The 12219-nt window shown below is 61.7% G+C and carries 10 protein-coding genes; 4 read left to right on the top strand and 6 right to left on the bottom strand.

The genetic code is table 11. The features are described 5' to 3' along the window. The first annotated feature begins 246 nt into the window (after nucleotides 1-246). Nucleotides 247-753, top strand: a complete 507-nt coding sequence (gene purE / locus AC6IZO_RS14215; RefSeq protein ID WP_497805753.1) for a 5-(carboxyamino)imidazole ribonucleotide mutase — start codon at nucleotides 247-249, stop codon at nucleotides 751-753. 239 nt (nucleotides 754-992) lie between these two features. On the opposite strand, the gene AC6IZO_RS14210 is transcribed toward purE, so the two are convergent. Then, nucleotides 993-1730, bottom strand: coding sequence for a hypothetical protein (locus tag AC6IZO_RS14210; protein ID WP_497805751.1), 738 nt, complete (start codon nucleotides 1728-1730; stop codon nucleotides 993-995). A gap of 105 nt (nucleotides 1731-1835) precedes the next feature. Between AC6IZO_RS14210 and ruvA the strand changes: the two genes are divergently transcribed. Next, entirely contained in the window at nucleotides 1836-2435 is a 600-nt protein-coding gene (gene ruvA, locus AC6IZO_RS14205) for a Holliday junction branch migration protein RuvA (RefSeq protein ID WP_497805750.1), read from the top strand. A 63-nt stretch (nucleotides 2436-2498) separates the two neighbouring features. Here ruvA and AC6IZO_RS14200 read toward each other — a convergent pair whose 3' ends face one another. The 4 genes from AC6IZO_RS14200 to AC6IZO_RS14185 all read right to left on the bottom strand — a co-directional run bounded on the left by AC6IZO_RS14200 (nucleotide 2499) and on the right by AC6IZO_RS14185 (nucleotide 7480). Continuing rightward, nucleotides 2499-3113, bottom strand: coding sequence for a MarR family winged helix-turn-helix transcriptional regulator (locus tag AC6IZO_RS14200; RefSeq protein ID WP_497805749.1), 615 nt, complete (start codon nucleotides 3111-3113; stop codon nucleotides 2499-2501). A gap of 143 nt (nucleotides 3114-3256) precedes the next feature. Continuing rightward, the gene (locus AC6IZO_RS14195) at nucleotides 3257-5008 is read right to left on the bottom strand and encodes a hypothetical protein (protein ID WP_497805747.1); all 1752 of its coding nucleotides are present in this window, start codon (nucleotides 5006-5008) and stop codon (nucleotides 3257-3259) included. 80 nt (nucleotides 5009-5088) lie between these two features. Next, a complete protein-coding gene (locus AC6IZO_RS14190) occupies nucleotides 5089-5769 on the bottom strand; it encodes a cytochrome c3 family protein (RefSeq protein ID WP_497805745.1) in 681 nt (226 codons plus the stop codon). 166 nt (nucleotides 5770-5935) lie between these two features. Further along, nucleotides 5936-7480, bottom strand: coding sequence for an FAD-dependent oxidoreductase (locus tag AC6IZO_RS14185; RefSeq protein ID WP_497805743.1), 1545 nt, complete (start codon nucleotides 7478-7480; stop codon nucleotides 5936-5938). A gap of 485 nt (nucleotides 7481-7965) precedes the next feature. Here AC6IZO_RS14185 and AC6IZO_RS14180 point away from each other — a divergent pair, with 485 nt between their 5' ends. Beyond that, entirely contained in the window at nucleotides 7966-9207 is a 1242-nt protein-coding gene (locus AC6IZO_RS14180; protein ID WP_497805741.1) for a PAS domain S-box protein, read from the top strand. Between the two features lie 39 nt (nucleotides 9208-9246). Continuing rightward, the gene (locus tag AC6IZO_RS14175) at nucleotides 9247-10647 is read left to right on the top strand and encodes a flavocytochrome c (RefSeq protein WP_497805739.1); all 1401 of its coding nucleotides are present in this window, start codon (nucleotides 9247-9249) and stop codon (nucleotides 10645-10647) included. A gap of 127 nt (nucleotides 10648-10774) precedes the next feature. On the opposite strand, the gene mnmE is transcribed toward AC6IZO_RS14175, so the two are convergent. Next, the gene (mnmE, locus tag AC6IZO_RS14170; RefSeq protein WP_497805737.1) at nucleotides 10775-12190 is read right to left on the bottom strand and encodes a tRNA uridine-5-carboxymethylaminomethyl(34) synthesis GTPase MnmE; all 1416 of its coding nucleotides are present in this window, start codon (nucleotides 12188-12190) and stop codon (nucleotides 10775-10777) included. Nucleotides 12191-12219 lie beyond the last annotated feature (29 nt).

The raw sequence follows: 12219 nt of genomic DNA, 5'->3' as shown, positions 1-12219 counted from the left end.
GTGCTGTTGCAAGAATTGCAGCCGGAGCGGGAATCAGGGACTCCAATAGAGAAGAGGCGCTTTCAGCGCCGCCAACCATGCGGGCTATAGATTGTGCGCCCGCAGCCTGACGTGCAAGAGCAAGCACCCGGTGGAGGGCAAAGGTCCGTAGAGGGTTTCTGCGGACGCCATCTTGCCATTGAGATTGAAAATAGCGCCGCACTCCGCCACGGCGTCATTTTCCAACTTCTGGAGAAGAGTCTGTAAATGAGCAATCCGCAAGTCCTCATCCTGATGGGAAGCGACAGCGACTTTGAGATCATGCGCGAAGTCGGCGTGGCGCTTGACCAGTTCGGCATCGCCTATGAGATGGAAGTGGCTTCGGCGCACCGTTCGCCGCAGCGCACCTCCAAGCTGACGCGGGAAGCGCTCGGCCGCGGCATCAAGTGCATTGTGGCTGGAGCCGGTGGCGCCGCGCACCTGGCAGGTGTCATCGCCGCAGAAACCACGCTGCCGGTCATTGCTGTGCCCATTGCCAGCACGCCGCTGAACGGTCTGGATTCGCTGCTGGCCATGGTGCAAATGCCTTCGGGCATTCCGGTGGCCACGGTCGCCATCGGCAAGGCCGGAGCCACCAACGCCGGCATCCTTGCCGCGCAGATCATCGGCCTCGGCGATGCAAAGGTAGCTGCCAAGCTGGTGGCTCACAAGGAAAAGCTCGCCGCTGGCGTTGAGGCAAAGTCGAAGAAGCTTCAGGAGAAGCTGAAGCAGTAGCGCAGAAAATCTTTTGGAATTGAAAATCCCGGCCGAGGCCGGGATTTTTCTTGTGCGATGGTTTTGTCCTCCCAGGTTAGCCACGCCAACAGCAGGCCTGCCGAACCTGGGGCACCCGGCATCGCAGCGATGCCCCTTCATTGCGGCGTCATCCTGAGCGCAGCGAAGGATCTGCTGTTCAGCGCCATGGGATGAAGCTTGGTGCCCTCCGTGGTGGAGTCAACCGGAACCAGCCAGCCCTACGCGCGGCGGCGATAGTAGACAGCGAACTCGAAGCCCGTCGGGGCCGGGAACAGCGCGGAGATCTTCCGCAGGCGTTCGGCCAGCGCCGAGGGCGCCAGCAGCGGATAATCGCGCTCGCGCAGTTCGTAGTAATCCACGTCGAGATAAATCGACAGAAGATAGATGGCGATGGCGTCAGCGAAGGTGGCCTCAAAGTACTCGTGCTTGGCTTTGTCGGCGTCAGGCATGGAGGAGGTGGCGATCTTGCGCAACTCGTGCGCGTCCAGCGAGGTCTCGCCCTTGGCCTTGTCCGTCACCTGCTTCCACACCAGATCGGCAAACTCCGCCGAGAAGCCCGCATGCTCCACGAACGCGTGCGCCACGTTAATGAAGAATTCAAAGGCCAGCGAGAAGCGCTCGTCCATCAGGCGGGTGGAGATGAAGATGCACTGCGCGTCGCCCAGCGTCAGCTCGCGATGGCAGACCGCCTGGTCGCTCAGCGCCACGTCGTAGCGGTCGGCAAGGATGATCTCCTCGCCGCGCGCCACCGTGAGCGGCACAAAGTAGAAGGCCTTGCGCTTGAGCGCGTCGGCAATGGCCGTCGGCACGGCCGACACCATGTGCTCCAGGTCTTTGGCGGAAAGGTTGATCTCGCCGGTGCTGGCGTAGCAGATGCCATTGGCGGCCTGCTGCACCTGGGCGAGCCGGGTCACTTCGGCGGGCGTGTACGTGGTTGCGTGTGCGGTCTGCTGCATAAGGACACCTTATTTTAGTGCAGCCCCGGTTTTACCGCCTTTGAATTCGCTCGCGCACCACGCTCGGCAACCTGAGAGCTTCCCGCCGCGGTTTACAATGGGCCGGTGATCGCTCATCTTCACGGCCAGCTTCTGGAAATGCACGTGGGCACCTACCCCACGGCCATCGTTGACTGCCACGGCGTCGGCTACGAGGTGGCACTCTCCGCGCTCGACTACGGCCTGCTGCCCAAAATCGGCGCGGAGGTTTCGCTGCACATCCACACCCATGTGCGCGAAGACCAGTTCGCGCTTTACGGCTTTCTGGAGCCGATGGCCAAGGCGCTGTTCCTCAAACTCATCAACGTCACCGGCGTTGGCCCAAAGGCGGCTATGGACATGATGAGCAGCATGACCGTCACCGAAATTGTGGCGGCGCTGCGCGGCAATGACCTGGCACGGCTGGTGAAGTTGAAGGGCGTGGGCAAGAAGACCGCCGAGCGGCTGGTGCTGGAGCTTCGCGGCAAACTCGATGAGTTTGGCGTGGCCGCTGCCGTCGCGCCGAAGGCTTCTCCGCTGGAGGAAGACGTGCTCTCCGCGCTGGTGAACCTTGGCTATCAGCGTCCGGCGGCGGAGAAGGCGTTGGAGCGCGTGAAGAGCGACGTGCCCAATGGCGGCTTTGAAGCGCTGTTCCGCCGCACGCTTGAGATGCTCTCGCGCGCCTGAGCACAACACATAGGATTCAAGGATTTTTCCGCCTGCGACCGGAGCAGACGCGATGCGGCGCGTCTATCGCGGGCGCAATGACCGTTCCACCCTGCCCAGCACCTCGACGCAACCTGCGATATCTAGGTCTTCCTTCACGTTGGCCTTCAGCAGGCGCTCCCAGAACGCGCGATGCTGCTCAAGGTTTTTCTCGGCCTTCTCTGTCACGTAGAGCTGCATGCTGCGGCGGTCCTGCGGATCGGGTTCCACGCGCAGCAGTCCGCGGCTGCGCAGGTTGCGCAGCGCCACGCTGAAGTTGCTGCGCTTGAGATCAAGCGTTTCCGCCACCTCTTTGGGCATGCTCCCGGGATGGAAGGTGACAAAGCGCAAAATGTTGATCTCCGTCGCCGCGAGGCGTAGCAGCTTGTTGTCGCGATCGGCGCGCAGCGTGATCTCACGCGCAATGCTGAGCACGATCTCCGCCAGATCCGCGAGGGGCCGGGACGGTTCTTTCCGTGCGGCGCGGCGATGATGAGAAGCAGCGGATACAGAGGTCGGATTCATACTTGCCCGGCTTTCTAACTTCTTATGAATTGGTATTGCGACAGCGAAGGACCGGTCCCACGGATATAGTACGCGCCGCGCGGAAGGCCGCGCCAGAATTGGAGTAAGCGCGCTGCCTGCGTACACCGCTGCCATGCGGCACGGCGGATTTCCATACAGGCTGGCGCCGGCTGGAACGCCTGAGTCCACGCCCGGAGCCTGTGTTGCGGTTCGGCAGAACGGCAGGGAAAGAAAGAGCGCCACGATGCTCCGTGGCGCTCCGATGTGCAGGTTGCGAATTACGGCAGATAGAAACGGATGGTCGAGTAGCCAACCACGTCGTTACCCGTCGGAGCCGTGCCATTGCCGCTCCACAGCGAGCGGTGGAAATACACAATCTGGTTGCCGTACTGCAGGGTTCCGAACGGACCCTTGAAGAAGCGGTACCAGAAGCCGCCGGTGAACTCATAGATGTCCCGGTTGGAGCCGGAGCAGGAGTTCATCGTCACTTCGCTGGCGGAGTTGCAGGCCGTCGCGTAGGGGGCCAGGCGCGTGCCGTAGCCAGCGCCCGTGGTGGAGGTTGGAACCAGCGAGCTCAGGTCGTAGCGCCAGGTGTATTCGTTGCCGCCGTAGGCGTAAATGTCCAGCTTGGGCGACGGGTGGGTTTCAATACCGGCCATGAAGTGCGCCGCGCGCAGCGGCAGCAGCTTCGCCGTCAGCGGGTTCACAGTCACGTCCGCCATGCTGCCCGTGGCGTAGCGGCCAATGCCGCGTCCGTACAGGCCTTCCACGACAATATCCACCTTCTTGGGAGCCACCGGCAGGATGGCGCCGAAGCCGATACCGCCGCCGTAGCTGACGTTGGTGCTGCCCGCCGTGGTGGCCGTGGCTGCAACGCGGTCACGGAAGATGCGGCCGATGGCCTTGATTTCATAGTGGCCGAACTTCGGATCGAAGGCCACTTTGCCAATCAGGTCAGGCGCGATGTTGGTGGAGTTGCCCGCGCTGTATCCGGCAAGGTAGTTGGACATCAGCACGCCGCTGACTGCGTTCGGGCTGCTGGCCAGTCCCTGCACGTTCGCCGGCATGTAAGCCGCCGCGTAGGTCTGTTCGGAGTTGGCGATTTCAAACGCCGCGGTGACCGTCGGATTGAACTTCTTGGTCACGCGCAGAGCGGTCTGGCGCACGAAGTTGAAGCCCACTTCGTAGTTGCCATCCGAGACGTTCGGAATGAACTCGCCGCGCAGGGCGATGCCCTTGCGGTTGGTGGTCAGCAGCGTCCAGAACTGGCCGGCGGAAATCGTCCAGCCGCCGGGCAGCTCGGCCTGGCCCCACGCCTGACGCAGACGCGGCAGGAAGGCGTTGGTTTGCGCCTGGTTCGAGGTCGGGCCGGCGCCGAGGAAGTCCATCTCGTAGTAACCGCTCCAGCCGATCTTGCCAGCCTTGCCGGTGGCCAGCAGGGTCATGCGCGAAGCGCGTGCCGTGCCGCGGAACTCGGTAAGGTTGGAGTTGCTGGTGCCGTTGAGCGGCGCGCCACCGTAGCTGTTGGCCACGTCGGCGTTCTCGTTGCGGCTGCGGGCGATGAAGGTGGTCTCAAAGAATCCGCCCGGCTGCAGCGTGATGCCCTTGAAGCGGATCGCCGTCGGGTTCTCCAGGTCCTTCATGCGCTTTTCGGTGGCCTTGGTGGTCTCCGTGGTGGTGGCCACAAGGGTCTTGACGTTGGCCAGCTCGTTGCTGGTCTGCGCAGCCTGCTCCTTGGCCGTGTCGGCCTTGGTGGTCGCGGTCTGCACGTCGGCCTTCTGCGTCTGAATGGCGTCAATGCTCTGCTTCAGCATCTGCTGGAGCTGGTCAATCTGGTTCTGCTGCTTGTCGATCTTGTTTTCAGCGGCAGCCAGCTGGTCTTTCAACGCCTTCACTTCTTCGGCTTTCACCGTCTGCTCGACCTTGACGGCCTTCTTGACGGGCTTCTTCTTCGCTGCGCCTTCGGCGCCAAACGCAAGCGAGGCCGTCAGAGTCAGCACCATGAACAATACGAGTGCTTTGATCTTCATGAATCCTCCTGCATGAATCTTTTTTCTGTATGAATTCCGTTTGCCCTGCGTATGTATATCGTCCGGATCAGTTCCGATGTTTATTCACCGGGGATGTTGAGCTTCCAAAGCTTGTGGCAGCCGGCGCACATCACTTCGGCCGAGGCATGCGCGTGGTGACAGCTGGTGCACGCGATGTCCGAGCCGTAGTGCGAGGCATGCGGGTTGCGCTTCGGGAACTCCTTGTTGGCGGACTTTTCCGCCAGCTTCTCGATCGGGCCGTGGCACGACAGGCAGCGCGCGTTCTCGACGTTGGCGTCGGAAACCGGCGCTTCCTTGGCGTGGCAACCGGCACAGTCCACCTTCGCCTTGAAGTGCATGTTGTCGGTGAACTTCGAGGTGCCCCAGGAAGTCATCTTGTCCTTCATCAGCGTGAGGTCGTCCTTGCTGACCGGGCCCCAGTTGGCAGAGGTGCCAATCAGGCCGAAGCTCTTGCCGGGTTCCACCGTATGGCAGGTGGTGCACTCCAGCTTCTGCTCGACCGCGTGACGCTGGTGAATGGCGGTGGAGAACCCGTTGGGCTTGGCCTCCCCGCCTTGTCCGATGTTGTGGCAGGCGACGCACTGCTGCAATCCGCCCTGCACGGCCGCGTGGTTCTTCGGCAGTACCTTGGTGAAGTCCTGGTGGCAGCCCGCGCACGGATCCGCCGCGGCCGCCATCATCGTCCCGCACAAAGCCAGCACGAACCAGAGGGAGAGAAGAACGACAGAAAATCTCTTCATAGTCTCAAATCCAATTCCGGCGGGACCGGCCCCCGTGATGAGCCGGCCACGCACGCAAGAGTGACTGCTATCAATCCGCGGAAGGACGCATCTGAAAAGAGGCGCTGCGTGTGGGCGCAGCGCCCCTCAGCAGGAGGTCAACCGTGGATTTACCCTCAGTCAACAGCTAGCTCTGGACCGGCTCCTTGGCGGCGTTGGTGCCGGCCACGCGGCCAAACACCGTGGCGTCGATGACAGCGTTGCCGCCGAGGCGGTTGGCGCCGTGGATGCCGCCGGTGATTTCGCCGGCCGCGTAGAAGCGCGGAATCGGTTTCGACCAGATGTCCAGCACCTGGGCCTTGGCGTTGATGCGAACGCCGCCCATGGTGTGGTGAACAGCAGGCCACTGCGGAATGCCGTAGAACGGACCCTGCTCGATCGGGATCATGACCTTGGTGAAGTTGCGGCCGAAATCGGGATCCTTGCCGTCCTTCATGTACTGGTTGTGGGTCTTGATCGTTTCCTGCAGAGTGTCGGCAGGGAGGCCCAGCTGGTTGGCCAGCTCGGCCAGGGTGTCCGCCTTCTTGATGCGGCCGCGCTGCACGCCCGCCTCGACTTCTTCCTTCAAGCCCATGTGCGGAACCATGGCTTCGCAGAAGATCGAGAAGGTCGGCTTCATGCCGGTGTTCAGTTCGGCGCGGGAAACCACGTCGCGGCGCTCCATCTCATTGACGAAACGCTTGGCCTTCTTGTCCACGTAGACGATGCCGAAGCCGGGTCCACGGAACGGGTACACAGCCGTCGAATCCAGCATGCCGGTCTCCGGCTCAGCGTACGGATAGAGCTGGATGAAGGCCATCTGGATGGCTTCGGCGCCCACAGCCTGCGCGTAGCGCATGGTTTCGCCGGTCGCGCCCGGGTGGTTGGTGGAGCTGTAGCCCGGACCCAGCGACGGGTTGTAGATCATGCGCATCGGAACGTCGCGGCTGAAGCCGCCCGAGGCCAGAACCAGGGCACGGGAGGCCTTGATGTTCAGGACCTTCTTGCCGCGCTTCACTTCCACGCCAAGCACCGGGCTGGTCGGCTCGGAGTCGGCACGATAGATCCAGGTGATGGTGGTGTTCAGGGCAATCTTGGCGCCGCGCTTTTCGGCAATCTTGCGCAGAGCTTCCGTGTAGCCACGGCCCACGCCCTCCACGCAGGTGTGCGTGCGGTACTTGGAGTGGCCGCCGGTGCGGTTGACCAGGTTGCGCAGCTTCAGGCCGCCTTCGTCGATCATCCAGTTCAGCGCCGGGGTGGCGCCTTCGGTCATGATCTTCACCAGCTCAGGGTTGCCGTAGAAGTCGCCGCCCTTGAGCGTGTCGGCCGTGTGAATGTCGGCGCTGTCATCGCCCAGGTTCAGCTTCTGGCGGAGATGGAACTCATCGTCCCAGGAGTTGTACTCGCCGCCGTTGATGATCGAGTTGCCGCCGTAGACCGGCATCTTCTCGAGCACGACAACCTTGGCGCCGGCGCCCGCAGCTTCTGCCGCCGCGGCCAGTCCTGCAAAACCGGAACCCACCACCACCACATCCCACGTCTCGTCCCACTTGGTCGGCAGCTTGCGCGATTCGGCCTGCGCAATGCCGGGAACAGCCAGGTTCAACGCCAGTCCACCACCCACGGCGGCTGCGCCTACTGCCAGCGACTTCAATACCGAACGACGGCTCACTTCATGAGAATTATTAGACATGTATTCCTCTCCATATAAATCCGAATACCCCGGGAGCCCGGGTTGGCCCTTACTACCTGGCCACGGGTACCACAGGATTCGGCAAAACCTGACAAATACCCGAGCACAAGCCTACCCGCCGTTTCCTCAAGCACAGAGATGAAACATTGGTGCCTTTTCGGGTATTGCGAAGTACCCGATATGTGCCAATCTATAATTTTGTATCGATCTGTTTTTGGTGTAGCTTATTGCGTAGGCAAAGGGTTAAACCTTGCCGGAATGCTTTATGTAGGCATAAATACCCTATCCAGATCTCTCCGGCTGGTTGGCGGAACTTTGCACTCGCTGCCGGAAGAACTGGAAACTGCAGTACTTTTTTAACGGCCCCGGGCAGGGCCGCGGTCTGATGCAGGGATTGTGGGGACGTTGCGCTCTGGCGCAGCGGCGTTTGGAACCTGACTTCTGTGTTTTGCAAAGACTAGCTCTTGAGCAACTCAGAGGTGGGTATGAGCAACGCTGTGATGCCGGCCGTAGGCACCCGTCATTCGTCTGTCTTCGAGCGAGCTTTCGATTCGTTGATGGATGCTCTATTGATCTGCGACAGCCACGGGTCCATCCTACGGACCAATCAGCGGGCGGAACGCCTGTTTCCGAATCAATCCGCCATCGGCAGACCCTTCTGGAATACCCTCGAGCTGAAATGCTTTGACCTTGAGGGCGCGCGCACGCAGCTTGCCAACGACAGCCTCGCGCCCGGCTCCACGGAAAGAACCTACACCTGCAAGTCGACAAATCTTCTGTTCGACATACGCCTGGTTGAACTTGGAACGGCCGGCGAGGATGGCGAAGGCTACCTGATCATCCTCCACGACATCACGTACCTCTCAACCTACCGTGCCCGTCTGGAACGCCACATACAGGAACGCACCGAGGGGCTGGAGCGCTCGCAAAAGCTGCTGCAAACCGTTTTTCAGGGCGTGGGCAAAGGCATTGTGCTGGTGGACGAAGACCTCGAGATCGTCGAATCCAACCAGAAGGCCTGCGAGATTTTCGGGCGCAATGAGAACAATCTGGTGGGCGCCAATATACTGTCTCTGTGCGGCGAGGGCGAACAGCGGTTGCTGGGCGATCTGCTTGAAAACCTGACCGAGTACCAGATCAGCAGCAAGGAGCTGACCGGCGTCTACTTCGACAAGAGCGCCTTCCCCGCCGTGTTTACGGTCAGCGCCATCACGCATCACGAGAAGAAGTTCTGGATTGTGATCACCGAGGACATCTCCGAACAGAAGCGGCTGGAACAGCAACTATTGACGGAAAAGGTCCTGACCGAGGAAGCTAATATAACGCTACGTAACGTCTTGAAAAACATTCAGACCGAGCAGAGCGACCTGACCGGGCGGATTTCGCGGGCCATCGTCAACGACATCATCCCGGCGCTGCACAAACTGGAATGTGATTTCCGGAGCGAGTCGAATGCCAACTCGCTGCGTTATATAGAAGGGCTGCTTGTCTCGCTGACGCACGGAACCGAGAATGAAATTTCTCCGGCCGTGCTCCGGTTGAGCAAGACAGAGCTTAAGGTATGTAAGTTCATCCAAGCCGGTCTCGGCAGCAAGGAGATATGCTCGGAGATGAATTTGTCGTTTGACACCATACAGACGCACCGGAGAAACATCCGCAAGAAGCTCGGCCTCTCCGGCGCACGCGACGTCAGCCTGTATGGCTTTCTGGCGACTTGCAATCTTTGATGGTCATGTGGAATTTAGTGGGCGAGAGGGTGGTTCAGCGTGTTTGACGAAGAGTACGACGTAATCGTGATCGGATCCGGGTTTGCCGGCTTGTCTGCTGCGATTGAAGCACGGCGTGCGGGCTGCAAGGTCGTCGTCATCGAAAAAATGGGCGTTCCCGGCGGAAACTCCGCCATCAGTGCCGGTATGACGGCCGTGGCCGACTCCCCTCTGCAGGCCGCCCTGAATATCGTCGACTCGCCGGTGCGGCTGGCCAATGACATGTTTGCCGCCGGCAAGGGACTGAATGACCCGTCGCTCGTGAAGGTGGTCACCGAAGAGTCCTGCGGCGCCCTGCTCTGGATGCAGGATTATCTGGGCATCACCTTCAACAACACGCTTCTGCATGGCGGCGGACACTCCGTGCCGCGCACGTATAACATCGCTTCCAGCCTCGGCGGCGGCGCAACCATTGTGCAGGCCATGCTGGTGAAGTGCCGCGAGCTTGGCATCACGGTGCGCATGCGTTGCGCCTTGAAGAGCCTGGTGCGCGACGAGCACGACCGTGTCATCGGCGTTGACGTCGCCGACGACTACATCTTCCCCAACAGCGACTCCGGTGAGCGGCGCACGTTGAAGGCTGTCAAAGGCGTCATCCTCGCCTGCGGCGGCTTCCTGCGCGATGTGGCATTCCGCCTCACCCAGGACCCGCGCCTGAGCACCGACTTCGACACCACGAACCATCCGGGCGCAACTTCAGAGGCATTGATTCTGGCGCTCAAAGCCGGTGCAACTCCCGTCCATCTTTCGTGGATCCAGCTTGGCCCGTGGACTTCGCCGGATGAGAAGGGCTTTGGCGTAGGCGCATTGTTCGGTGTTTGCATCGGCTTCCCGCACGGCATCCTGGTGGACGCCGCAACCGGCAAGCGCTTCATCAACGAGTTGACCGACCGCCTGTCCCGCACGCAGCACATGTCCATGGCCGGGCGCATTCCCATCCTGATCGTCGGTGGCGAGGCCGCGCAGCAGTACCGCTATCTGCGGCAGGGAATCAAGCGGAATGTGATCCGGCAGTACGGCTCGCTGGACGAGCTTGTGCAAGCACAGTCCGTCTGCAAAGAGAGCTTGCAGCGCACTATCGAGGCTTACAACCAGTCCGTGCTGAGCGGTACGGACGCCGAGATGGGCAAGCCCCTGACCTCGCGGCAGCGCTATACGATTGCGCCGCCCTTCTACGTCATGCGCCTTCGCCCGAAGCTGCATTACTGCAACGGCGGCATCCAGACCAATACACAGGCACAAGTGCTCGACATTGAGACCCATGAGCCAATCCCCGGCCTCTACGCGGCGGGCGAGATGGCCGGTGGCATCAACGGCGCGTGCCGCGTGGCTGGCATGGCAACCACCGAATGCGTCGTCTTCGGACGCATTGCCGGAGCCAACGCCGCAAAGGAAAACTGAGGATTCCCCGCCGAACGGGCGCCTCACGGGTCGCAGTGACCATCCAAGAACCCCTATCCGCGAGCCCAAGCACGCAATACTGGCTCTGATCTCACCCTGCGTCCGTGCCGGATCCCCCAGCCCAAGATTATTTTCCGATGCAGAAGGTTGAGAAGATCAGGTTCAAGATGTCGTCAGCGGTGGTGGCGCCGGTCAGCTCGTCGAGAGCGTGCAGCGCGTTGTAGAGGTCAAGCAGCAGCATCTCATGCGGAATGCTGGCCGCGGCGGCAGCAGTTGCGGCGTCGAGTGCGGCAAGCGTTTTGTTGAGCTGGTCGTGCTGACGCGCGTTGGTGACAAACCCCGCCTCCGGCTGCGAGCCGCCCGGCCCGGCCACGCGCGCCACAATCGCACGGCGCAGCTCGGCAATACCTTCGCCGGTCAGCGCCGAGGTGTGAACCACGGGGAGCTTCTGGACAAGATCGACGGTTGTCGATTCTTCCGTCGAGGCGGAGTCGGCTAGGTCGCTCTTGTTGAGCACCACGATGGCCGCGCGCGCGGCAACGTCATGCAGCAACTCGCGGTCACGGGCATCCGGCGTGGTTGAGCCGTCGAGCACCACCAGCACCAGGTCGGCGTCGGCAAGCGCCTCCATGGATTTACGAATGCCAATATTCTCCGCCTCATCGATGGCCTGCCGCAGACCGGCGGTATCCACCAGCCGCAACGGAATGCCCTCGATCGCGATGCTCTCCGAAACAAGGTCGCGCGTGGTGCCGGGCGTAGCGGTGACGATGGCGCGTTCGCTCTGCACGAGCTGATTAAACAAGCTGCTTTTGCCCACGTTCGGCCGCCCGACAATGGCAAGCGTGACGCCCTGCTGCACCAAACGCCCGAAAGCGAAGCTCTCCGCCAGCCTGGCCAGCGGCGCGCGCAACTCCGCAATGCGCCGCGTGATCTCCTCGCCGGGCATCACCGCCACGTCATCATCGGCAAAGTCGATGCCAGCCTCAAGCGCCGCCACCAGTTCCACCAACTGATGCTTGGGCTGCTGCAAGCGGTGCGAGAGCGCACCCTGCAACTGTTGCGCCGCCACCTTGGCCTGGTAGACGGTCTGCGCGTCGATCAGGTCGCGCACCGCCTCGGCCTGTGTCAGGTCCATACGCCCGTTGAGGAAGGCGCGCATGGTGTACTCGCCCGGATCCGCCATGCGGGCACCCGCCGCCAGTGCCAGTTCGAGCACGCGTTGCAGCACGACAGGAGAGCCGTGGCAACTGATCTCAACAATGTCGTCGGTGGTGTAGGAGTGCGGTTTGGCAAAATAGGTGGCCACCACTTCGTCGAGCCGCTCGCCCGATGCACCTTCGCGCAATTCGCAGAAGACGGCACGGTTCGCTGTGAGCACGACCGGCTGCGGCGTGCACGCATCCGTCTGCCCGGAGCGCTGGGGAGCAAACAGTATGCCGCGTGCAATGGCCACGGCTTCCGGCCCCGCTAGGCGCACCACGCCAATACCTCCGCGACCGGGCGGCGTGGCTACCGCAATGATGGTGTCATCGAGGTTCATACAAGACGCATTGTAAGGGAATCGGAATG

This window comes from Oryzophilus luti, assembly GCF_059726245.1.
The sequence above is the reverse complement of the archived record's forward strand: the minus strand, read 5'-3'. Positions and strand labels throughout refer to the sequence as shown.